Source organism: Burkholderia sola, assembly GCF_905400185.1.
Classification (GTDB): domain Bacteria; phylum Pseudomonadota; class Gammaproteobacteria; order Burkholderiales; family Burkholderiaceae; genus Burkholderia; species Burkholderia sola.
Genome location: NZ_FR989675.1, coordinates 1,193,854 through 1,216,013 on the forward strand (window position 1 = coordinate 1,193,854; position 22,160 = coordinate 1,216,013).

The 22,160-nt window shown below is 67.3% G+C and carries 17 protein-coding genes; 6 read left to right on the top strand and 11 right to left on the bottom strand.

Annotated elements, in window-relative coordinates; all coding sequences use genetic code 11:
• Nucleotides 1-34: 34 nt before the first annotated feature.
• The 6 genes from KR541_RS05605 to KR541_RS05630 all read right to left on the bottom strand — a co-directional run bounded on the left by KR541_RS05605 (nucleotide 35) and on the right by KR541_RS05630 (nucleotide 10,163).
• Nucleotides 35-3,148: an MdtB/MuxB family multidrug efflux RND transporter permease subunit gene (locus KR541_RS05605; RefSeq protein ID WP_050011371.1), complete on the bottom strand. Its 3,114-nt coding sequence runs from the start codon at nucleotides 3,146-3,148 to the stop codon at nucleotides 35-37.
• A gap of 15 nt (nucleotides 3,149-3,163) precedes the next feature.
• A complete protein-coding gene (locus tag KR541_RS05610; RefSeq protein WP_216089401.1) occupies nucleotides 3,164-4,537 on the bottom strand; it encodes an MdtA/MuxA family multidrug efflux RND transporter periplasmic adaptor subunit in 1,374 nt (457 codons plus the stop codon).
• A gap of 255 nt (nucleotides 4,538-4,792) precedes the next feature.
• Nucleotides 4,793-5,617: an IclR family transcriptional regulator gene (locus KR541_RS05615; RefSeq protein WP_050011369.1), complete on the bottom strand. Its 825-nt coding sequence runs from the start codon at nucleotides 5,615-5,617 to the stop codon at nucleotides 4,793-4,795.
• A gap of 613 nt (nucleotides 5,618-6,230) precedes the next feature.
• Nucleotides 6,231-8,189: a PhoX family protein gene (locus KR541_RS05620; protein ID WP_050011368.1), complete on the bottom strand. Its 1,959-nt coding sequence runs from the start codon at nucleotides 8,187-8,189 to the stop codon at nucleotides 6,231-6,233.
• A gap of 190 nt (nucleotides 8,190-8,379) precedes the next feature.
• Nucleotides 8,380-9,573, bottom strand: a complete 1,194-nt coding sequence (locus KR541_RS05625; RefSeq protein ID WP_050011367.1) for an ammonium transporter — start codon at nucleotides 9,571-9,573, stop codon at nucleotides 8,380-8,382.
• A 254-nt stretch (nucleotides 9,574-9,827) separates the two neighbouring features.
• A complete protein-coding gene (locus KR541_RS05630; protein WP_050011366.1) occupies nucleotides 9,828-10,163 on the bottom strand; it encodes a hypothetical protein in 336 nt (111 codons plus the stop codon).
• Between the two features lie 195 nt (nucleotides 10,164-10,358).
• Between KR541_RS05630 and KR541_RS05635 the strand changes: the two genes are divergently transcribed.
• From KR541_RS05635 to KR541_RS05650, 4 genes are all read left to right on the top strand, one after another.
• Complete coding sequence (locus KR541_RS05635) at nucleotides 10,359-10,787, top strand: BCAL1086 family glycoprotein (RefSeq protein WP_050011365.1); 429 nt, start codon at nucleotides 10,359-10,361, stop codon at nucleotides 10,785-10,787.
• A gap of 90 nt (nucleotides 10,788-10,877) precedes the next feature.
• A complete protein-coding gene (locus KR541_RS05640) occupies nucleotides 10,878-11,333 on the top strand; it encodes an Rrf2 family transcriptional regulator (protein ID WP_050011364.1) in 456 nt (151 codons plus the stop codon).
• 159 nt (nucleotides 11,334-11,492) lie between these two features.
• Nucleotides 11,493-12,134 carry an NAD(P)-dependent oxidoreductase gene (locus KR541_RS05645; protein ID WP_050011363.1) on the top strand — a complete coding sequence of 214 codons (642 nt, stop codon included), beginning with the start codon at nucleotides 11,493-11,495 and terminating at the stop codon, nucleotides 12,132-12,134.
• 245 nt (nucleotides 12,135-12,379) lie between these two features.
• Entirely contained in the window at nucleotides 12,380-12,850 is a 471-nt protein-coding gene (locus tag KR541_RS05650; RefSeq protein ID WP_006484401.1) for an Lrp/AsnC family transcriptional regulator, read from the top strand.
• Between the two features lie 38 nt (nucleotides 12,851-12,888).
• Here KR541_RS05650 and KR541_RS05655 read toward each other — a convergent pair whose 3' ends face one another.
• From KR541_RS05655 to KR541_RS05665, 3 genes are read right to left on the bottom strand one after another with little or no spacing between them, the layout of a single operon-like run.
• Nucleotides 12,889-13,662 carry an ABC transporter ATP-binding protein gene (locus KR541_RS05655; RefSeq protein WP_124640392.1) on the bottom strand — a complete coding sequence of 258 codons (774 nt, stop codon included), beginning with the start codon at nucleotides 13,660-13,662 and terminating at the stop codon, nucleotides 12,889-12,891.
• 4 nt (nucleotides 13,663-13,666) lie between these two features.
• On the bottom strand, nucleotides 13,667-15,364 hold the full coding sequence (locus KR541_RS05660) for an ABC transporter permease (protein ID WP_089488293.1): 1,698 nt from the start codon (nucleotides 15,362-15,364) through the stop codon (nucleotides 13,667-13,669).
• Nucleotides 15,354-16,397, bottom strand: a complete 1,044-nt coding sequence (locus tag KR541_RS05665) for a Fe(3+) ABC transporter substrate-binding protein (protein WP_050011360.1) — start codon at nucleotides 16,395-16,397, stop codon at nucleotides 15,354-15,356. The genes KR541_RS05660 and KR541_RS05665 overlap by 11 nt, the downstream gene beginning before the upstream one ends.
• A gap of 242 nt (nucleotides 16,398-16,639) precedes the next feature.
• Here KR541_RS05665 and KR541_RS05670 point away from each other — a divergent pair, with 242 nt between their 5' ends.
• Nucleotides 16,640-16,801 (top strand): hypothetical protein, encoded by a 162-nt coding sequence (locus KR541_RS05670; RefSeq protein ID WP_006476417.1) that lies wholly within the window; start codon nucleotides 16,640-16,642, stop codon nucleotides 16,799-16,801.
• Nucleotides 16,802-16,947: 146 nt separating this feature from the next.
• Here the strand turns inward: KR541_RS05670 and KR541_RS05675 are convergent, their stop codons facing one another.
• Nucleotides 16,948-18,315, bottom strand: a complete 1,368-nt coding sequence (locus KR541_RS05675; RefSeq protein WP_050011359.1) for an amino acid permease — start codon at nucleotides 18,313-18,315, stop codon at nucleotides 16,948-16,950.
• 92 nt (nucleotides 18,316-18,407) lie between these two features.
• Here KR541_RS05675 and KR541_RS05680 point away from each other — a divergent pair, with 92 nt between their 5' ends.
• Nucleotides 18,408-19,460: an RNA-guided endonuclease InsQ/TnpB family protein gene (locus tag KR541_RS05680; protein ID WP_204383747.1), complete on the top strand. Its 1,053-nt coding sequence runs from the start codon at nucleotides 18,408-18,410 to the stop codon at nucleotides 19,458-19,460.
• 295 nt (nucleotides 19,461-19,755) lie between these two features.
• Here the strand turns inward: KR541_RS05680 and KR541_RS05685 are convergent, their stop codons facing one another.
• On the bottom strand, nucleotides 19,756-22,047 hold the full coding sequence (locus tag KR541_RS05685) for an FUSC family protein (protein WP_050015094.1): 2,292 nt from the start codon (nucleotides 22,045-22,047) through the stop codon (nucleotides 19,756-19,758).
• Nucleotides 22,048-22,160 lie beyond the last annotated feature (113 nt).

Genomic DNA, 22,160 nt, shown 5'->3' on the forward strand with positions numbered 1-22,160 from the left:
GCAGCGAACGAAGTGAGCGTGGGGGTCGTTTCATTTACGCATCCGTGCGCGTGCCGGCTTGCGGGCCGTGGCGTTCGAACCAGCCGCGCACGCGGCGCGCGAGCGAGTCGAAGCCGAGATAGATCACGGGCGTCGTAAACAGCGTCAGCACCTGCGACACGATCAGGCCGCCGGCGATCGCGATCCCGAGCGGCTGGCGCAGCTCGGAGCCCGCGCCGGAGCCGACGATCAGCGGCACCGCGCCGAGCAGCGCGGCGAGCGTCGTCATCAGGATCGGCCGGAAGCGCAGCAGGCACGCCTGGTAGATCGCCTCGCGCGGCGGCTTGCCTTCGACGCGTTCGGCCTCGAGCGCGAAGTCGATCATCATGATCGCGTTCTTCTTTACGATGCCGATCAGCAGCACGATGCCGATGATCCCGATGATGTCGAGGTCGTGCCCGGTGATCATCAGCGCGAGCAGCGCGCCGACGCCGGCCGACGGCAGCGTCGACAGGATCGTGATCGGGTGGATGTAGCTCTCGTACAGCACGCCGAGCACGATGTACATCGTGACGACCGCCGCGAGGATCAGGAACAGCTGGTTCGACAGCGACGCCTGGAACGCGAGCGCCGCGCCCTGGAAGCGCGTCTGGAACGAGCCGGGCAGGCCGATGTCCTTCTCGGCGGCCTCGATCGCCTTGACGGCCTCGCCGAGCGACGCGCCCGGCGCGAGGTTGAACGAGATGGTCGTCGACGGGAACTGCGACAGGTGCGCGACCAGCAGCGGCGACGGCCGCTCGTGGAACGACGCGATCGACGACAGCGGCACCTGGCCGCCGCCGGCCGACGGCAGGTAGATGTCGTTCAGCGATTGCGCGTAGTGCTGCTCCTTCGGCTCCGATTCGAGAATCACGCGGTACTGGTTCGACTGCGTGAAGATCGTCGACACGATGCGCTGGCCGAACGCGTCGTACAGCGCGTTGTCGACGGTCGCCGGCGTGATGCCGAAGCGCGCGGCGCTCGCGCGGTCGATCTCGATGTACACCGACTGGCCGTTGCTCTGCAGGTCGGTCGCGACGTCGGCGAGCGACGGCTCCTGCTGCAGCCGCGCGACGAGCTTCGGCACCCAGGTCGCGAATTCTTCCGAGTTCGGGCTCGTCAGCATGAACTGGTACTGCGTCGGGCTGACCGTCGAATCGATCGTCAGGTCCTGCACCGGCTGCATGAACAGCGAAATGCCGGTGACGTTCGCGACGCGCTGCTGCAAGTCGCGGATGATCTGCGCGGCGGTTTCGGTGCGTTCGTCGCGTGCCTTCAGGTTGATCAGCATCCGGCCGCTGTTCAGCGTGATGTTGCTGCCGTCGACGCCGATGAACGACGTTAGGCTGTCGATGTTCGGGTCCTTCAGGATTTCGGCCGCGAGCGCCTGCTGGCGTTCGGCCATCGCGCCGTACGAGATCGACTGCGGCGCCTGCGTGATCGCCTGGATCACGCCGGTGTCCTGCGCGGGGAAGAAGCCCTTCGGCACGAACACATAGAGCAGGGCGGTCAGCCCGAGCGTCAGCAGCGCGACGACGAGCGTCGAGCGCTGGCGGTTCAGCACCCATTCGAGCGCGACCGCGTAGCGCGCGATCACCCAGTCGATCGCGCGGTGCACGCGCGCCTCGAAGCGGTGGCTCTCCGGCGGCGGCGAATGGCGCAGCAGCTTCGCGCACAGCATCGGCACGAGCGTGAGCGACACGATCGCCGAGATCACGATCGTCACCGCGAGCGTGATCGCGAATTCGTGGAAGAGGCGGCCGACCACGTCGCCCATGAACAGCAGCGGGATCAGCACCGCGATCAGCGACACCGTCAGCGAGATGATCGTGAAGCCGATCTGCCGCGAACCCTTCAGCGCGGCCTCGAGCCCCGATTCGCCTTCCTCGACGTAGCGCGCGATGTTCTCGATCATCACGATCGCGTCGTCGACGACGAAGCCGGTCGCGATCGTGAGCGCCATCAGCGACAGGTTGTTCAGCGAGAAGCCGGCCATGTACATCACCGCGAGCGTGCCGATCAGCGACAGCGGCACCGACAGGCTCGGGATGATCGTCGCGTAGACGTTCGCGAGGAACAGGTACATCACCAGCACGACGAGCGCGACCGCGAGCAGCAGCTCGAACTGCACGTCGCGCACGGCCGCGCGGATCATCGTCGTGCGGTCGGTGACGATCTCGACGTCGAGCGCGGCCGGCAGCGTTTCCTGCAGCTTCGGCAACTGCGCCTTGATCGCGTCGACGGTCGCGATCACGTTCGCGCCCGGCTGGCGCTGCACGTTCAGGATGATCGCCGGGTCCGCATTCACCCATGCGCCGAGCTTGGTGTTCTCCGAGCCGGCGACGACCGTCGCGACGTCAGTCAGCATCACCGGGCGGCCGTTCTTGTACGCGACGACCGCGCTGTTGTACTGGTCGGCGCTCGTCAGCTGGTCGTTCGCGTTGATCGTATACGCGCGCGTCGGGCCGTCGAAGTTGCCCTTCGGCGTGTTGACGTTCAGGTTCGAGATCGTCGTGCGCAGGTCGTCGAGGTTCATCCCGTACTGCGCGAGCGCGGTCGGGTTCGCCTGGATCCGTACGGCCGGCCGGTTGCCGCCCGACAGGCTCACGAGGCCGACGCCGGCGATCTGCGAGATCTTCATCGCGAGGCGCGTGTCCGCGAGGTCCTGCACCTGCGTGAGCGGCAGCGTCTTCGACTTGACGGCGAGCGTCAGGACCGGCGCATCGGCCGGGTTCACCTTCGCGTAGATCGGCGGGGCGGGCAGGTCGGACGGCAGCAGGTTGCCGGCCGCGTTGATCGCGGCCTGCACTTCCTGTTCGGCGATGTCGAGCGGCAGGTCGAGCGAGAACTGCAGCGTGATCACCGACGCGCCGGCCGAGCTTTGCGACGACATCTGGTTCAGCGACGGCATCTGCCCGAACTGGCGTTCGAGCGGCGCGGTGACCGACGACGTCATCACCTCCGGGCTCGCGCCCGGATAGAAGGTCTGGACCTGGATCGTCGGATAGTCGACTTCGGGCAGCGCGGCGAGCGGCAGGAAGCGCAGCGCGACGAGACCGGCCAGCATGATCGCCGCCATCAGGAGAGCGGTGCCGACCGGCCGGAGAATGAAGAGGCGGGATGGATTCATCGAGCGGCCCGCGCGTTACTGGGCCGCGGGGGCCGCGGCCTGCGACGCGCCGTGCTTGTGTCCGCCGCGATGACCGGCCGCGCCCGAGGCCGCCGAGGCGCCCGACGCCGCGCCGGTGCCGTGCGCGCCCGACGCGCCTTTCGGCTTGTCGGCCGGAATCGAGATCTTCGCGCCTTCGCGCAGGCGGTCCGAGCCGTCGGTCACCACGCGCTCGCCGAGCGCGACGCCGCTGACGATGCTCGTGCGTTCGCCGTCGACCGGCCCGATCGTGACCTTGCGCACGGTCACCGTATCGTCGGGTTTGACGACGTAGACGAACTGGCCGATCGAGCCCGTCAGCACGGCGGAGGTCGGCACGATCGTCGCGTTGCGCATCACGTCGACGAGCAGCCGCGTGTTCACGAACTGATTCGGGAACAGCATGCCTGCCTTGTTATCGAAATTCGCGCGCAGCTTGACCGTGCCGGTGCTCGTGTCGATCTGGTTGTCGAGCGTCGCGAGCGCGCCCGTCTCGAGCGGCACCGTGTTGTTGCGGTTGTACGCGGTGACCGACAGCTTCTGGCCCGCGTTCACCTGCTTGAGGATTTGCGGCAGGTTGTCTTCCGACGTCGTGAAGATCACGCTCATCGGCTGCAACTGCGTGATCACGACGATGCCGTTGGTATCGCCCGGCGTCACGTAGTTGCCGGGGTCGACCTGGCGCAGGCCGACGCGGCCCGACACCGGCGCCGTGATGCGCGCATACGTGAGATTGAGTTTCGCGGAATCGATCGCGGCCTGGTCGGTCTTCACCGCGCCTTCGTACTGCTTGACGAGGGACGCCTGCGTATCGACGGTTTGCGACGCGATCGAGTCCTGCGACAGCAGCGTCTGGTAGCGCTTCAGGTCGAGGCGGGCGGTCGCGAGCAGCGCCGCGTCGCGCGCATGCGTGCCTTCGGCGTTCTCGAGCGCGACCTGGTACGGACGCGGGTCGATCTGCGCGAGCACGTCGCCCTTCTTGACGAGCTGGCCTTCCTGGAACGACACCGACTGCAGGTAGCCCGACAGCTGCGTCTTCACCGTCACGTTCGCGAGCGGCGTGACCGTGCCGAGCGCGGACAGCACGATCGGCATCTCGCCCTGCGTCGCGGTCGCGACCTGCACCGGCTGCGGCATGTTCGCCATCGCGGCGGGGCCGCCGCGGCCGCGATGGCTGCCCGCGGCGGCGCTGGCGCCCGCGCCTTTCGCGGTGCTGCCTGCCGCCGGCGTGCGGTTCCACGGGTGCCACCACAACAGGCCGCCGATCACGACGACCGCGGCGGTGCCGATCAGCAGCGTGCGGCGTGGGCGCCGGGCGACGGCGGGCGCGGGGTCTTTCGAAGGGGGCGTGGGCTTTTGTTCGTTATCCATCGTGTTCTGTCAGGAAGACGGCGCGGCGGGCCGGAAATCGGGCTGCTCGGCTGCGCGTGGGCGTGCGGGTGATGGGACGGGGCGGCCCGGCTCGGTCCGAGGCCCCGCCGATCCGCGCGGGAAAAGAGCGGTGCGCACCGCGAATGCGGCGCGACGATGGGCATGATCCTACGTGCCGTCCCCGTTACAGTCCAGCGGTCTATCTTTCAACGGGTTACGGTCGTTACACAACGCGACGGCGCGATGACGAAACGGTTACAGGCCGATGCGCCGGGCCGGCGCGCCGCCGATTTCGCGGGTGATTTTCGCGATGCATTCCTGCAGCGCGGGCACCACGTGCTGCTGCAGCCATTCGGGCGGACACTGGTGCGACGCGCCGCCGCAATTCACCGAATAGCGCTGGCCCGACGGGCCGACGAAACCGGCCGCGACCGCATTCAGGCCTTCGCGCCATTCGCCGATCGCGATCGCGTGGCCGTCGCGCATCGCTTCGTCGAGCGCGGGCGTCAGGCGGGCGGATACGTGCGGCCAGTCGTCGCCGGCCGTGGTGCGCAGCGACTCGAGCAGCTGGCGGCGCTCGTCGTCCTCGAGCGCGGCGAGATACGCGCGGCCCACGGCCGTACGCGCGATGTCCATCCGCGAGCCGATCTCGAGGCGCGTGACGAGCACGGCCGAGCGCGGGCGGATCACGTCGATCGCGACCATGTCGAGCCGGTCGCGCACCGCGAGGTGCACGGACAGCGACGTGCGCTCGGCCAGCTCGATCATGAACGGCCGCGAACGCGCGCGGATGTCGAAGTTGCGCAGGAAACCGTGGCTCAGTTCGAGCACCGACGCGGTCAGCACGAAGCGCTCGCTGTCGGGCAACTGGAACAGGAAGCCGGCGCTGACGAGCGTCGCGGTGATGCGCGAGACGGTCGGCTTCGGGATGCCGGTCAATTCGGTCAGTTCGCGGTTGCTGACGGGCGCGTCGGCAGCCGCGATGCGGCGCAGCACGGCGAGGCCGCGGGCAAGGGCGGTGATCTCGTCGGGCGACGATTCACGGTCCCGCGACGCGGGAGAGGTTACAGGTGTCGACACGAGGGATTCTCTCTAATTCCGAAACTCGATTTCAATTTTGTTGGTATTGTAGGACTATTGTCAAAGGATGCATGTTCCGCGGGCAAACCGGTCATTGGATGAGATTTTACGGGTTCACCCTTGGTTTATTAGGAAAACGCTCAAAGGAGCATTGCCGGAAAGTGCATGAACCGGTGCAAATACCGCTTGACTTGTCGGGCGGAAACGGAAAGAATGTCTCACGTTTTCGAAACATCGTTTCAAGAGTTTAACCGGCAACGATGTTTCGCGCAGTCTCTCAGGTTCTAGCACGGCCCTCGGAATGGCTAGAACTTTTTTAGCGCCACGGTCTCCGTGGCGCTTTTTTTTGCCTGTCTTTCCGACCGTCCGCCCGGACGCGTCAGGCCCGTATTATCCCCCGATCGCCGCAAACGCCCCGTCCTGGCCGGTTTCGCGCCTGCTTGCGCGCGCCGTTTGCGCCGTTTGCACGATTCGCCCACGCAAAAAAAAGCGCGATGCCCGCAGTGGGCATCGCGCGTGAAACGGCGTGGAGCGCCGACGAATGAACGATGATGAAGAAAGGGGCCCGGTGGGCGTGCCCGGCTGGCGAGCCACGCCCCTCGTGCGTGGCCGGTCAGCCCTTCGCGAGCTTGATGCTGGTCTGCTCGGCCGTCAGGTAGCCGACGCTGGCGCCGAAGCGATCCTTGTAGTTCGCGCGCACGAGCGGGTCGAGCGTCGGCTTGACCTTGTCGTGCAGCGGCGATTCCCAGTCGCCCACGTGCTGGAAGTTGCTCATGATGTACGTCCAGCCGTTGATTTCGTCGACCGCGTGCAGGCCCGTCGATTCGGCGCCGGCCGGGCACGACAGCACGCGCGCGAGCGACTTCGTGTCGACGTTGTAGGCCCACAGGAAGTTGTTCACGTGCATCCCCGAGTCTTCGCCGATGAACAGCGTGCGCAGCTTTTCGGAGAACTTCAGATTGTCCGGATTCGCGATCTTGTCCGGGTTCGCGAGGTTGCCGAGCGCGTCGGCCGCGGCGAGATCCTCGCCGACCAGCGCGGCCGGCGCGCCCATGTCGACCGGCACCCATTCGCTGTCGATCGCGGCGCCCGTCGTGTCGCGCTGGCCGGCCTTCAGGTTGAGTGCGTAGACGGCGCCCGCGGCGATCTTCTTGTCGACCGCGACGTCGCGCGACACCGCGTTGCCCTTGACCATCGACGTCTCGATCCGCGACATCGCCGTGTAGACGATCTTGTCCTTCGCGTTCACGGTCGTGCCTTCGAGCTTCGTGAACGCCATGCTGCCGCCGATGAGCGCCGCGTAGCGGTGCGTCTCGAGGAACGCGGCCGCCTTTTCCATCCCCGGCTTCACGCGCATCCAGTTGAACTTGCCGCCGAAATGGATCTTCGTGTAGCTCGCATCGTTCGGGTCGACGGTCGCGAGGTCCATGATGTCCGACGCCTTCAGCGTGTTCGCGAGCGCTTCGATCTCGCTGCTGGTCGCGTGGCCGATCCTGATCCACGTGAGCGTCGCGGTGCCCGCGCCGGCGGACGACGTCTGCGTCCACTTCGCGACGTACAGCGTGCCGGCCGACAGGTCGGCCGCCTTGTCCGCGACGAACATGAACAGGCCGCCGTTGGTCGCGTCGTCGCCCATCATCACGGTGCGCTGGTCCGGCATCACCTGGATCAGCTCGTGCGAGATGCGGCCGAGGCAGTAGTGCTTCTTCACGGTGCCGGTGCCGTCCGGATTCACGGTGATCTCGGGCAGGTGGCCGTAGTGGTAGGGGTTCGCCTTCGTCTCGTCGCCGAACGTGTTCTTGCTGAATGCCTTGAACTGCGCGTCGGTCGCGGCCTTCGTCGCGTCCGGCTCGTATTCCTCGCTCGACAGGTGCGTGCCCCACGGCGACAGGCTCGCGCCGCAGGTGATCCACAGGCCGTGCGCCTTCGACGTGTCGACGTTGTGGTACTTCACGACCTTCAGCGCGCCGGTGGCCGGGTCCTGGTCGAGCGTGATCACCGCGATCGGCGACGGCAGCTGGCCGTACTGCGATGCGCTCGCCTGGTCGCGCGTCGTGTATTCGAACTGCACGACCGCGAACACCGCGTTGCCCTTCACGCCGGGCACGGTGGCGTTCTTCAGCGTCAGCAGCGAGCTGCCGTCCGGGCAGTCGGAATAGAACTGGCGTTCCTTGCCGGCGACCGAGCGATCGATGATCGGCTGGTTGTTGATGTCGTAGTAGCCGCCCGCGAGCGTCGTGCCGCCGTTGCCGTCCGGCACCATGTCGCCGGTCACGAAGAACGGCTTGTACGCGAGCTTGAAGTTGCGCGACGAGCCGTCCGAGAACGACACCGCCAGCGTCGAGCCAACCGTCGTCGTGGCCATCGCGGCCGCGTTGTCGAGCGTCGGCGCGGCCATCGCCGAGAATGCCGCCGACGTATAGGCGGCGGCGACCGGCGTCGACGCGGGATCGTCGTCGCCGCCGCAACCCGTCAGCAGGGCCGGCAGCGCGAGGCCGGAAAGGGGAAGCATCGGCGCGCCGGCGAGGATCTTCAGGGCCTGACGACGGGAAGCATTGGGCAACGCGGGCATGTGGAGTCCAGTTTCGGTTGTTGGAAGCATGGCCTTCGCGAAGCAGGCGAGCGGCAAGCTTCGTGAAGGCGGATTGAAAACTGGACCGAAGTGTAAGGACGCTAGATGAAAGTTTTTTGAATCGGAAACGTAATGATGCGTCGGGCGTCCGTCCGGTGAGCTGACGGACGCCGGTCGCAAGCGTTTGCGCTCAGTCGCGCTCGGGCGTGGCCGAGATGCGGTGGATCGACAGGTCCGCGCCGTCGAATTCGGCTTCGCGATCGAGACGCAGGCCGACGGTCGCCTTCAGCACGCCGTAGACGAGCGTGCCGCCCGCGGTCGCGATCGCGATGCCGCCAAGCGTGCCGACGAGCTGCGACAGGAACGACACGCCGCCGAGACCGCCGAGCGCCGGCAGCCCGAACACGCCGGCCGCGAGGCCGCCGAGCGCGCCGCACATCCCGTGCAGCGGCCAGACGCCGAGCACGTCGTCGATGCGCCAGCGGTTCTGTACGCAGGTGAACATCGCGACGAACAGCGCCCCGGCCGCGGCGCCGGTGACGAGCGCGCCGATCGGGTGCATCACGTCGGAGCCCGCGCAGACCGCGACGAGGCCCGCGAGCGGCCCGTTGTACGTGAAGCCCGGGTCGTTGCGGCCGGCCATCCATGCCGCGAGCGTGCCGCCGACCATCGCCATCAGCGAGTTCACCGCGACGAGGCCGCTGATCTTGTCGAGCGTCTGCGCGCTCATCACGTTGAAGCCGAACCACCCGACCGCGAGCACCCACGCGCCGAGCGCGAGGAACGGGATGTTCGACGGCGGATGCGCGGCGATCCGGCCGTCCTTCGCATAGCGGCCGTGGCGCGCGCCGAGCAGCAGCACGGCCGGCAGCGCGACCCAGCCGCCGAACGCATGCACGACGACCGAGCCCGCGAAGTCGTGGAACGGCGCGCCGAACGCGTGCGTGAGCCACGCTTGCACGCCGTAGCGCTCGTTCCACGCGACGCCTTCGAAGAACGGATAGATGAAACCGACGATGATCAGCGTCGCGACGAGCTGCGGATTGAACTTCGCGCGCTCGGCGATGCCGCCGGACACGATCGCCGGGATCGCCGCCGCGAACGTCAGCAGGAAGAAGAACCGCACGAGCGCGTAGCCGTTGTGCTGCGACAGCGTGCCGATGTCGTCGAAGAATTCGACGCCGTACGCGATCGTGTAGCCGATCAGGAAATACGCGAGCGTCGACACCGAGAAGTCGACCAGGATCTTCACGAGCGCGTTGACCTGGTTCTTCTTGCGAACCGTGCCGAGTTCGAGAAATGCGAAGCCCGCGTGCATTGCGAGCACCATGACGGCACCGATCAACAGGAACAGTGTGTCGACGCCGGATTTCAGACCATCCATGCCGTGGCTTCCTTGCGCAAAAAACGGGCGAGGAACGCAAGTATCGAGCCAACGTGGTGAACGGCTGCGTGGAATTGGTGCCGGGAGACCCGCGCGATGCGGCATTCCGGTGAATCGTGCACGGGATCGGGGCGTGACCGCCGCCGGCCGCGCAGCGCGTCGGGTGCACGTGCGTGGTGCGATGCGTGCCGAACTGGTGCGTATGACGAATGAAGCGGTGCGCGCCGGCGCGAGGCGCGCACCGATCTGGCGCGTCAGTGGCGCTCGAACAGCGTGGGCGGCCGGCGCAGCCGCAGCGCGCACGCGGACCAGTAGGCGGCGACGGTCGCCAGCCCGAGCGCGGCGAACGCGAGCGCGGCGAAGCTGGCGAGGGACTGCCCGTCGCCATCGGCGCCGAGGATGCCTTGCGCGACGATCAGCGCGGCCGTCCAGAAGCCGATCACGGCCTGCGCGAGCAGGCGCGCACAGGCGATGCGGCGCGGCCGCCCGGATGCGGCGAGGCGGCGCGCCGACGGCGCGCGCAGACACAGGAACAGGGTGGCCGCGAGCAGCGCGGCCAGGGCGATGAGCCAATCAACGAGGAAAGCCATGACGAGGGAAAGGGGCACGTACGAAGCGGATCGAAGCGTGCCCACTTTAGAGGCGTGGCGCGTGCGATTGAATCAGACGAGTCCGAAATTGAAAGGCATTTTTAATGGTGGGTCGTCATTGGGCCTGTTCCACAGGCGGTATCATCAACCCCAGTCCAACCACGAGGTCGCGCCATGCGCGGCCGGAGATTGCTGATGAACATGAAGACATCGCGGGCGCGTCGCGCGCCCGGGTTCGTGCTGGCGGCCGTGGCCGCCGGTGCGCTGCTGTTGCTCGCGGGCTGCGAGAAGTCCGGCACGCCGGCCGCCCAACCCGATACGGCCGCCAGCGCGGCGGCCGACGCCGCGAACCATGCGGCCAAGGCGCTCGACCAGGTGGCAAGCACCGTCAATCAACAGATCAACGCGGCGAAGGCCGGCCTCGCGTCCGCGGCGTCGGCCGTGCCGCCGTTGTCCGCCAGCGGCCTCGCGTCGGCCGCGCAGGCGCAGATCGACGCGGCGGCGTCCGCGGTCGTCGCGCATGCGGCTTCCGAAGCGGGCGCGAAGATCGCCGAAGCCGGCAAGAAACTCCAGCAGTGGAGCCAGCAGGGCGCCTCGGGGACGAAACCCGCGAGCGGCGAATGACGCGGGCTTGCATGATCCGCGAATTGTAATTATGATGGTTACATATGTCGCCGGTTGCGGGTCGGGCCGGCGTCGCCGAGTGAGTCACGAATGAATACCAGCAGCCGGTTCGCGTTTGCCGTCCACGTGCTCGCCTTGCTGTCGATGCAGGAAGGCGTGCCGTTGTCGTCCGACATCATCGCGGGCAGCGTGAATACGAATCCGGCGCTGATTCGCCGGTTGTTGTCGATGCTGGCGGCCGCAGGGCTGACGACGTCGCAGCTCGGCGCGGGCGGCGGTGCGCTGCTGGCGCGCGAGCCGAGCGAGATCACGCTGCTCGACGTGTATCGCGCGGTCGACGATGCGCAGCTGTTCGCGCTGCACCGCGAGGCGCCGAATCCGGCGTGTCTCGTCGGGCGGCACATCCAGGGCGTGCTGACGGGCTATATCGGCGACGCGCAGCGCGCGATGGAGGCGTCGCTCGCCACACGCACGCTCGTCGACGTGACGGCCGACATGCTGGATCGGGAGCAGCGCACGCAACGGGCGGCGCGCGCCGGCGGGTAATCGATGGCGGGTGCCGACGGCGATTGACCGTCGGCAGGCAGGGCAGGAAGCCGGACGGCGCGTACGCGCGGCGATCGGCGCAACGGGGGCTTCGCCCCGTTTTTTTCGGTCTTATATGTAATTAATTGTGTTACATATTTTCAACTCTGGAGAATCGATATGACGCAACGTTCGTTGAATATCGCGCTGTTCGGCGCCACCGGCATGATCGGCTCGCGCATCGCGGCGGAAGCCGTGCGGCGTGGCCACCGTGTCACGGCGCTGTCGCGCCATCCGGGCGCATCCGGCGACGGCATCACTGCGAAGGCGGCCGACCTGTTCGATGCGGCCAGCATCGCGGCCGCGCTGCCGGGCCATGACGTCGTCGCAAGCGCGTACGGCCCGAAGCAGGACGACGCGGCGAAGGTCGTCGCGGTTGCGAAGGCGCTGGTCGCCGGCACGCGTCAGGCCGGTTTGAAGCGGCTCGTCGTGGTGGGCGGTGCAGGTTCGCTCGAAGTCGCGCCGGGCAAGCAGCTCGTCGACACCGAAGGTTTCCCCGAAGCGTACAAGGCGGTCGCGCTCGCGCACCGCGACGCGCTCGACTTCCTGAAGACGGTCGCCGATCTCGACTGGACCTTCTTCGCGCCGGCCGCGCTGATCGCGCCGGGCGAGCGCACGGGCACGTTCCGCACGGGCGTCGGCAAGCTGATCGTGGACGCGCAAGGCAACAGCAAGATCTCGGCGGAAGACTACGCGGTCGCGTTCGTCGACGCGCTCGAGCAGGACGGCTTCGTGCGCGAGATCGCGACGGTCGCGTATTGAGCAGTATTTGAGCGGCATGACGGCCGGCCGCGTGTGAGCGCCGGCCGGGGCGCGACGTGCAAGCCGCGACGCGCGGCAATGTCAGGCGATTCCATCCTCACGGGTGGCGTCGCCTGTTTCTTCTGGCGCGGCGACTGCGTGACGGATCGGTATTTACACCGGTCGACGCGCCAAGACAGTTTTCATATTGTTCCCCGTCGGGCAGGATGAATAGAATAAATTTCTATCGACGAGGGAATGGAGAAATGGACGCCATCGATCGCAAGCTGCTGGAGCTGCTGCAGGCGGATGCCACGCTGCCGATCGCGGAGCTGGCACAGCGCGTGAACCTGTCGCAGACGCCGTGCTGGAAGCGCGTGCAGCGTCTGAAGGAAACCGGCGCGATTCGCGCGCAGGTTGCGCTGTGCGATCCGCGCAAGCTCGGGGTCGGCACGACCGTGTTCGTCGCGATCCGCACGAACCAGCATACCGAGGAGTGGGCGCAGCGCTTCACGCAGGCGGTGCGCGACATGCCGGAAGTAGTCGAGGTCTACCGGATGAGCGGCGAGACCGATTACCTGCTGCGCGTTGTCGTGGCCGGCATCGACGACTACGACCGCGTGTACAAGCAACTGATTCGCACGGTGCCGCTGTTCGACGTCAGTTCGTCGTTCGCGATGGAGCAGATCAAGTATTCGACCGCGCTGCCCGTGCGCGATCTGGCCGAGCCGGCCTGACGGGCACGCCGCCGCGCCATCGCGTCGGCGGCGCGGCTTCAGCGGCCGCGCGCCAGCGCGCGTGCGCGTTCGTCGGCCAGCGCGTCGCGGCGCACGAAATCCGCGACGAACGGGCTGGCCGGATGATGATGCAGCGCGTACGGCGTATCCCATTGCGCGAGTTGGCCGTCCTTCATCACGCCGATCCGGTCGGCGATCGCGAACGCTTCCGCCTGGTTGTGCGTGACGAGGATCGCGGTGTGGCCCGTACGCTTCAGGATGTCGCGCAGCTCGAACGCGAGCCGCTCGCGCGTATCGACGTCGAGGTTCGAGAACGGCTCGTCGAGCAGCAGCAATTCCGGCGACGGCGCGAGTGCGCGCGCGAGCGCGACGCGCTGCTGCTGGCCGCCCGACAGTTCGTGCGGATAGGCGTCGCCGGCATCGGCGAGGCCGACGAGGTCGAGCAACTCCGCGACGCGCAGGCGCCGTTCGGCCTTCGGCATGCGCCGCAGTCCGAACGCGACGTTGTCGGCCGCGCTCAGGTGCGGGAACAGCGCGTAATCCTGGAACATCAGGCCGATCCGCCGTCGCTCGGGCGGCACGTCGAGCGACGGCGCCGCGACCGGCGTGCCGTCCAGCACGATACGCCCCATGCGCACGGGCTCGAAGCCGGCGATCGCGCGCAGCACGGTGGTCTTGCCGCAGCCGGACGCGCCGAGCAGGCAGCCGATCTCGCCGCGCGGCAGCGCGAGGCTCAGGCCGTCGACCACGGTGCGGCGGCCGTGCGGCGTGTCGTAGGCGATGCAGAGGTCGTCGAGTTCGAGCAGGTTCACGGTGTCAGGCTCCGATCTTGTGGCGGGTGCGGGCGAGCAGGATCACGGGCACGAGCCCGGCCACCACGATCGCGAGCGCGGCGACCGCGCCTTCTTCATAGGTGCCGCGCGCGGCTTCCGCATACAGCCAGGTCGCGAGCGTGTCGAAGTTCAGCGGGCGCAGCAGCAGCGTGGCCGGCAATTCCTTCATCGCGTCGACGAACACCAGCAGCGCGCTCGTCGTGAGCGCGGGCCGCAACAGCGGCAGGTGGACGCGGCGCAGCGTGCCGCCGGCCGTCTCGCCGAGCGAGCGCGCGGCCTGTTCGAGCGACGGCGGAATGCGCGCGAGGCCGGCCTCGATGCCGCCGGCCGGGATCGCGAGAAAGCGCACCGTATAGGCGATCGCGAGCGCGGTGGCCGAGCCCATCAGCAGCAGCCCGTCGCGGCCGAGCGCCGCGCCGAACAGCCGGTCGGCCGCCGCGAACGGCATCAGCAGGCCGATCGCGAGCACGGTGCCCGGCACCGCGTAGCCGAGGCTCGCGATCCGCGCGCACAGGCGGGCAGGGCCCGCGCGGGCGCTGTCGCGTTGCGTGCGCGCGGCCCACGCGACGACGAGCCCGCACGCGAGCGTCGCGGCGGTAGCGGCGGTCGCGATCGTCAGCGTGTTCGCGAGCCCCGTCATCAGTTGCGCGGACACGCCGCCGACGACGTGCAGCCGCTTGGCCGTTTCGACCGCGAGGTATGCGGCCGGCGCGCCGAAACCGAGCAGGACGGGCAGCCAGCCGAGCACCGCGGCGCCCAGCGCGGCCGGGCCGGTCAGGCGGCGCGGCGCGATCGGACGCATGCGCCGGCCGTGCGCGTAGCGCTGGCGGCGGCGCCCGTAACGTTCGAGCGCGATCATGCCGACGACGATCGCGAGCATCGCGAGTGCGATCTGCGCGGCGCCGGCGAGATCGGAGCGCGTGATCCACGTCGTATAGACGGACACGGTCAGCGTCTGCACGCCGAGGAACTCCGACGCGCCGATATCGTTCAGCGTTTCGAGCAGCGCGAGGCTCACGCCGACCGCGATTGCCGGCCGGGCGAGCGGCACGACGACGCGCCAGAACGTCGCGACGCGGCCGGCGCCGAGCGTGCGCGCGGCTTCGAGCAGGCTTGCGGATTGGGTGACGAACATCGCGCGCGTGCTCAGATAGACGTACGGATACAGTACGAAGCCGAGCACGAAGATCGCGCCGGGCAGCGAGCGCAGGTCGGGCAGGCGGAACTGGCGCGGGCTGTCGAAGCCGAGCAGCCAGCGGATCGCGCCTTGCACCGGGCCGATCGGATGCAGCAGGTCGAGATACGCGAACGCGACGATGTAGGTGGGGACCGCGAGCGGCAGCAGCAGCGCCCAGGTCAGGATCCGGCGGCCGGGAAAATCGTACGCGGTGACGAGCCATGCGCAGCCGGTGCCGACGATCGACACGATGGTGCCGACCCCGGCGAGCAGCAGCAGCGTATTGACGAGCGCCTGCGGCAGCACGAATTCGGCGAGATGCCGCCAGTGCGCGAGATCGGCGTCGAACGCGGCGGCCACGAGCACCGCGAGCGGCGCCGCGACCGCCGCGGCGATCGTCAGCGCCGCGAGCAGCCACAGGCTGCCCGCGCGCGGTCGCACGCGCGGTCGCGGACCGCGCGGCTCGCGACAGGCGCGGGCAGCAGGCGATGCGTCAGTTGTCAAAGCCGACCTTGTCGACGAGCTGGCTCGCCTGCTTGCGATGCTTCGCGATATCCGCGAGCGGCAGCGGGTCGACCTTCAGCGTACCGAAGCTCGCGATCACCGGGTCGAGCTTCACGTTCGCGCGCACCGGATATTCGTAGTTCGCCTGTGCATACAGCGCCTGCGCCTCCGGCGACACCAGGTATTCGAGCAGCTTCACCGCATTGGCCTTGTGCGGCGCGTGCTTCGCCACCGTCGCGCCGCTGATGTTCACGTGCGTGCCGCCGCTTTTCGCGTTCGCGAACGTCGGGCGCACGACCTTGATCGCGTCGCCCCATTTGCGCGCATCGCTGCCGGCTTCCGCATTCTTCATATGGCCGACGTAGTAAGCGTTCGCGAGGCCGACGTCGCAGATGCCGCCGAGGATGTCGCGCGCGACGTCGCGGTCGCCGCCGGTCGCCTTGCGCGCGAGGTTGGCCTTCACGCCGCGCAGCCATGTCTCGGTCGCGGCCTCGCCGTCGTGCGCGATCATCGCCGCGACGAGCGCGGTGTTGTACGGATGCTGGCCCGAGCGGATGCAGACCTTGCCCTTCCATTTCGGATCGGCGAGATCCTCGTAGCGGAACGCATCGACCTTCAGGTCCTTTTCGACGTACAGCACGCGGTCGCGCAGCGACAGCGCGTACCAGTCGCCGTTCGCGCCGCGCAGGTTCGCGGGAATCGCGTCGTCGAGCGCCTTCGAGCGCACCGGTTGCGTGACGCCGCCGTCGACGAGGTCGAGCAGGTTGCCGACGTCGACCGTCATCAGCACGTCGGCCGGCGACTGCGCGCCTTCCGCCTTCACGCGCTCGAGCAGGCCGTCCTTCACGAACACCGTGTTGACCTTGACGCCGCTCTGCTTCGTGAACGCGTCGATGAGCGGCTGGATCAGCTTCGGCTCGCGGGTGGTGTACAGGCTCACTTCCTCGGCCGCGTGGGCAAGCGGCGCGAAGGCGGCCGCGGTCAGGGCGAGGGCGCCGGCGAGCGGCAGCAGGCGGGTGCGCGGATTCGACATGGAGACTCCGGTGCGGCAGGTGGACGAGGGAGCGTTCCGCGGCGCGCCTGCCGCCCGCGCGACCCGAAACATTACAAAATGAAAGACGCTGGATTCTAAATCGAAATGGGAATGATTAACAAACGAAAGCTTGCGGAAAGCCGGAGAGCGGCCGGCGGCGGGGACCGGCGAACGGGGCGGCGCAGCGCGGCGCCAGCGCGTAGAATGCCCGCTTCGACGAATTTGACGGAGCGGCACCGACCATGAACGATCAGCGCAAGAAGAACCCTGTCCGCAACGTGAGCATCCTGATCGTCGTGGCCGTGCTGCTCGTGATCGGGACGATCCTGTACAACGCGATTTCGCAGAAGCACGCGTACGACGAGGCCCATCCGGCCGAGGCCGCGAGCGCGGCGTCGCACTGACGCGCCGGTGCGCGGCCCGGCGGGTCGCGTGCGGGGCATGTGAACGGAGTCGATCCGCGGTTGCCGGCGCGACGGGCGCCGCGCGGAACCGGGACGGCAGAAGACGCGCCGGAACCGGCGCGCCGCATCGGCAGCTCAGCCGTGCGTCAACGTGACGCAGCGGCGAATTTCGGGCGGATCCGTGCGTAGAACACGGCCGCGAGCAGCGCGAGCCACGCCGCGCCCACGTAGAGCGCGACGCGCGTATCGTCGAACCAGCCGAGCATCACGATCACGAAGCCCATGAAGGCGATCGTCAGCGCCGGCGCGACGGGCCACAGCGGCACCTTGAACTTCAGCGCGGCGACTTCGGCGTTCGACAGCCGGCGACGCATCGCCACCTGCGACAGCAGGATCATCAGCCAGACCCACACGGTCGCGAACGTCGCGATCGCGGCGACCACCAGGAAGACGTCCTTCGGCATCAGGTAGTTGAGCAGCACGCCGACCAGCAGCGCGCCGGCCATCACGAGCACCGTGACCCACGGCACGCCGTGGCGCGACGTCGTCGTCAGCACGCGCGGCGCCTGGCCTTGCCGCGCCATCCCGAACATCATCCGGCCCGCGCCGAAGATGTCGCTGTTGATCGCCGAGATCGCCGCGCTGATCACGACGAGATTCAGGATCGTCGCGGCCGACTTCACGCCGAGCGCCGAGAAGATCTGCACGAACGGGCTGCCGTCGCTGCCGACGCCGGTCCACGGGCTGATCGACATCAGCACGACCATCGTCAGCACGTAGAACAGCAGGATCCGCGCGGGCACCGCGTTGATCGCGCGCGGAATCACGCGTTCCGGGTCCTTCGCCTCGCCGGCGCTCATCCCGATCACCTCGATCCCGCCGTACGCGAAGATCACGACCGACAGCGACGCGATCAGCCCGCCGACGCCGTTCGGGAAGAAGCCGCCACGGTTCCACAGGTTGGCAAAGGTCGGCACGTCGGCCGAATGGCCGAAGTGCATGCCGGTCAGCAGGATCGCGACGCCGCCGCCGATCATCGCGACGATCGCGCCGACCTTGATGATCGACAGCCAGAATTCGAGCTCGCCGAACACCTTCACGTGGCACAGGTTCAGCCCGCAGATGACCGCGACGACGCCGAGCACCCAGATCCATTGCGGCACGTCCGGAAACCAGAAACCCATGTAGATGCCGAATGCGGTGATGTCGGCGATCGCGACGATCACCATTTCGAGCGTGTAGGTCCAGCCGGTGACAAAGCCCGCGAACGGGCCGAGGTTCTCGGTCGCGTAGTGGCCGAACGAGCCGGCGACGGGTTCGCGCACGGCCATCTCGCCGAGCGCGCGCATCACCATGTAGACGGCCGCGCCGCCCAGGATGTACGCGAGGATCACGGCCGGGCCCGCGAGCTGGATCGCGGACGCCGAACCGTAGAACAGGCCCGTGCCGATCGCCGAGCCCAGCGCGAGAAAGCGGATGTGCCGCGCGCTCAGGTGGCGCTGCAGGTTTTTCATCAGAATTTGCTCCGCGAAACTCCGCCATTGATGGCGGGAAGGAAAGGGGTGCTGTTGACAGGTAGCTTCTTCCACGGGTTAGGATCACCGGCATGATCCTTGTCTACCGCTACCGGGTGAAATCGCTCAACGGACTGCTTAACAAGCAGAGCCGCGCGGTGAACTACGTCTGGAACTTCTGCAACGACACGCAGAAGCACGCGCTCAAGTGGAGCAAGAAGTGGCCGACGGGATTCGACTTGAACGTGCTGACGACGGGGAGCAGCAAGGAATTCGGTATTCATTCCGGTACGGTCAACGCGACGTGCGAGCAATACGCGAAGTCGCGCAGCCAGCGCCGTCGGCCCTACCTGCGCTATCGCGGCAGGAAATCGCTGGGCTGGGTGCCGCTGAAGGGGCGTGACCTGAAGCGCGAGGGCGGCGCGTTTCGCTTTGCCGGAAATACTTTTCGGGTGTTCAACAGTCGACCGCTTCCCGAAGGCAAGATTAAGGATGGAACCAACTTTGCGCAGGATGCGCGCGGCAATTGGTTTCTCAACATCGTGATCGAGATGCCGGATGTTCAGGCTCGCCCGGTCCGTTCCGGTGTGGGCATTGATCTCGGCCTGAAAGACTTCGCCACACTTTCGACCGGCGAGAAACTGCCCAATGACCAGTTCGGTCGACGAGCGGCGGAAAAGCTGGCGAAAGCGCAACGGGCGCGAAAGCACAAGCGACATATCGCGAAGCTGCACGCCAAGATCGCGAATGCCCGAGCCGATTTCCAGCACAAGCTCGCGCTCGAGCTGGTGTGGCGTTTCGATTACATCGCGGTCGGCAACGTGTCGGCAACCAAACTCGCCAGGACCAGGATGGCGAAGAGCGTCTACGACGCATCCTGGTCGTCTTTCCGAAACAAGCTCCGCTACAAAGCGATCGCGCACGGGGCCACGTTCGAGGAAGTCGACGAAAGCGGTTCGACCCAGTCCTGTTCGTCGTGCGGGTCGAAAGACAGCACGACGCGGCCGAAAGGTATCGCGGGACTGCGAATAAGAGAGTGGGCCTGTAGTGACTGTGGTGTCGAACATGATCGAGATACCAACGCTGCGTTGAACATTCTCCGATGCGGACGTGCATCGCCAGGTGTGGGAATCTTCCGCCTTTAGGCGGGAGAGGGCGTCAAGGAGTCTCCGATATCGTTATGCGACGAACCTGGCGAGCGGGGCCGGTTCGAATGCGTCAAGTTGTCTATACAACTTGAATGTGAACGAATGATAACAAGCCGGAGCCGGTGACCGGAATCGGGTATTCCCTGACTGGCGCGGCGAGCAGAACGGGGCGTGGGGCGGTCGCGCGCTGAATGCGCGGTGGAGCATGCTTCGGGAGAGGGTTGAATCGAAGCGCGCCGGTGGCCGAGCCGCGGCGTGCGCGGGCCGGCCTGCCGGCGTGGACATACGGAGGTCAGGCAGGCAGGCGGATCACGCTCGCATCCTTGCGGATCAGCAGCGACGACGCGAGCATCTGCTTGCACTGGTGCGCGAGCACCTTCAGGTCGTGCGTGAGCTCGGCGCCGACCGCATCGGATTTTTCCGCGGACACGACCATCGCATCGAGATCGCGCGTGATCTGCTTCGACGCTTCGAGCTGGTCGGCGGGCGGCGGCTCGCCGGCCTCGGCCTTCTCGAGATTGTCGAGCACGGCGGCGAGGCCGCGCTGCAGCGCGTCGTCGTGAACGAGGCCGCCATCGGCCGCGCATGCGCTGCGGATCAGCGGCGCGGCGGCCGTGATCTGCGCGCCGAGCACGTGCGTCTGCACGAGCAGGTCGTTCAGTTCGGGCACGAAGCGCTGGTGCGCCTTCGGCTCGATCATCATCCGCTGGAACGCCTGCCCGAGGTTCGCGAACGCGATGTGCACGTCCTTGCGGGCGAGGCGGTAGCGGTAGTCGTCCTCGAGGCTGGCCGTCGGCGACTCGATCGCGGCCGCGACGCCCGCGACGACGGCAGCGCCGTCGGCGGTCGGCACCGGCGGCGGCGACATGCCGCGCCCGGCGCGCCATACGGCCTCGAAATACTTGCGGGTGGACGTCAGCATGTCGGTGACGAGCTTGCCCATCAACCGGTATTCCCAGTACGGGAACAGCCGGCTCGCCGCGATCGCGATCATGCAGCCGACCACCGTGTCGATCGCGCGCTCGCCGATGATCCGCATGCTGCCCGGCGCGAGCAGGTGGAACATCAGCAGCACGTATGACGACGTGAACACGACGCTCGCCGCATAGTTGAACAGCAGCAGGCTGTAGCTCATCACCATCGACCCGAACATGATCGCGATCAGCAGGTGCGTATCCTTGACCGTGTAGATCAGCGCGACGCTCGCCGCGCAGCCGATCAGCGTGCCGACGATACGCGCCGCGTTGCGCTGCTTGGTCAGCGAGTAGCCGGGCTTCAGGATGATGATGGTGGTCATCACGATCCAGTACGCGTTCGTGAGCGGCAGCAGCCGGCCGATCCAGAAGCCGACCGCGACGGCGATCGTCACGCGCAGCGCATGGCGAAAGCTCGGCGAGCGCATGTTCAGGTTCGAGAAGATCAGCAGCGGCGACATGCGGCGGCGCTGCAGGAAGCGCGTGAGCGCCTTGTCGATCTTCAGTTCGGTTTGCTGCGGATCGGCACGGCCCGACAGGTTGCGGCGCATCCGGTCGATCAGGCGCGTCGCGCTCCAGATGCGCCGGAACGTCGCGAGCACGGCCGCATACGCTTCCGGGTTGGTGGCCGCGAAGTTCTTCTTGCGCATCAGCTCGATCTCGTACTCGATCGCGCGCAGCTCGGCCTTCACGCTGATGTGCGAATGCGGCGCGCGGTTTTCGAGCACCGCGAGGCCGACCTCCTCGAGATCGGCGGCGGCCTTGCGGATCAGGTCGCGATAGAAAATGATCAGGTCCGTTCCGCCGAACGTGTTGCGCACGAGCGGATAATCGGTGTGCGCGCCGACGAACAGCTCGTGCAGGTCGACGCTGTTGATGAACAGGTTGTACATCGTCGTGCGGCCGGGATCGAGCTTGCCGCGCCGCAGTTTCGGCAGGTTGCGCAGCACGATGTCGCGCGCGGTTTCCTGCGTTTCGACCGCGGTGATCTGCTTCGCGACGAGATTGCGGTAGCACTCGTCGAGATCGGCGTCGAGATCGTAGAACTGCGCGCGCGCGAGCAGGTAGTCGGCACAGGCGAACAGGCTTTCGGCCAGCGCCTGCTGCTCGATCCGACGCGCCTGCCATTGCGACACGAGCGTGGCCCAGTACGTGTACCAGAGGCCGCCCGCGAGAATCCAGCCGGCGTTGACGAACGCCTGCAGCGGCGTGAATTTCTCCTCGAGCGTCATCACCATCATGAACAGCGTCGCGAAGCTGATCTGCGGCCAGCGGTTGCCGTAGACGACGATCAGCGACAGCACGAACGTGAGCGGCACGATCGTGAGCCACAGCGCGAAGATGTTCGGGGTCGCGAGGCCGGTGGCGAGCGCGGCGAGGAAGCCGATCACGCTGCACGCGAGCATTTCGTTGTGCTTGTACTTGAGCGGGCCCGGCATGTCGACGACGCACGCGCCGAGCGCGCCCGTCGAGATCGTGAAGCCGAGCTCCCGGTTGTGAAACACGATCAGGCACAACACGGCCGGCAGCGACACGCCGACCGCGATCCGCAGGCCGCCGAAAAAGTACTGGCTGTAGAAAAACTTTCTGATTTCGACCGAATAGCGCATCGATGAGCTGAATGACAGACGAAGACGCCCGGGGCGGCGTATTGACTGGCGACGAGTCTATCGTATTTCGCGTCTCGTAAAAGCTGGCTTTCCGGCCGAGGTTCGCGGCGGCG

Excerpts from the sequence above, each read along its gene's own strand:
- KR541_RS05605 (WP_050011371.1), bottom strand. The coding sequence starts at position 3,148 with ATGAATCCATCCCGCCTCTTCATTCTCCGGCCGGTCGGCACCGCTCTC.
- KR541_RS05610 (WP_216089401.1), bottom strand. The coding sequence starts at position 4,537 with ATGGATAACGAACAAAAGCCCACGCCCCCTTCGAAAGACCCCGCGCCC.
- KR541_RS05620 (WP_050011368.1), bottom strand. The coding sequence starts at position 8,189 with ATGCCCGCGTTGCCCAATGCTTCCCGTCGTCAGGCCCTGAAGATCCTC.
- KR541_RS05625 (WP_050011367.1), bottom strand. The coding sequence starts at position 9,573 with ATGGATGGTCTGAAATCCGGCGTCGACACACTGTTCCTGTTGATCGGT.
- KR541_RS05630 (WP_050011366.1), bottom strand. The coding sequence starts at position 10,163 with ATGGCTTTCCTCGTTGATTGGCTCATCGCCCTGGCCGCGCTGCTCGCG.
- KR541_RS05635 (WP_050011365.1), top strand. The coding sequence starts at position 10,359 with ATGAACATGAAGACATCGCGGGCGCGTCGCGCGCCCGGGTTCGTGCTG.
- KR541_RS05640 (WP_050011364.1), top strand. The coding sequence starts at position 10,878 with ATGAATACCAGCAGCCGGTTCGCGTTTGCCGTCCACGTGCTCGCCTTG.
- KR541_RS05645 (WP_050011363.1), top strand. The coding sequence starts at position 11,493 with ATGACGCAACGTTCGTTGAATATCGCGCTGTTCGGCGCCACCGGCATG.
- KR541_RS05650 (WP_006484401.1), top strand. The coding sequence starts at position 12,380 with ATGGACGCCATCGATCGCAAGCTGCTGGAGCTGCTGCAGGCGGATGCC.
- KR541_RS05665 (WP_050011360.1), bottom strand. The coding sequence starts at position 16,397 with ATGTCGAATCCGCGCACCCGCCTGCTGCCGCTCGCCGGCGCCCTCGCC.
- KR541_RS05670 (WP_006476417.1), top strand. The coding sequence starts at position 16,640 with ATGAACGATCAGCGCAAGAAGAACCCTGTCCGCAACGTGAGCATCCTG.
- KR541_RS05675 (WP_050011359.1), bottom strand. The coding sequence starts at position 18,315 with ATGAAAAACCTGCAGCGCCACCTGAGCGCGCGGCACATCCGCTTTCTC.
- KR541_RS05680 (WP_204383747.1), top strand. The coding sequence starts at position 18,408 with ATGATCCTTGTCTACCGCTACCGGGTGAAATCGCTCAACGGACTGCTT.
- KR541_RS05685 (WP_050015094.1), bottom strand. The coding sequence starts at position 22,047 with ATGCGCTATTCGGTCGAAATCAGAAAGTTTTTCTACAGCCAGTACTTT.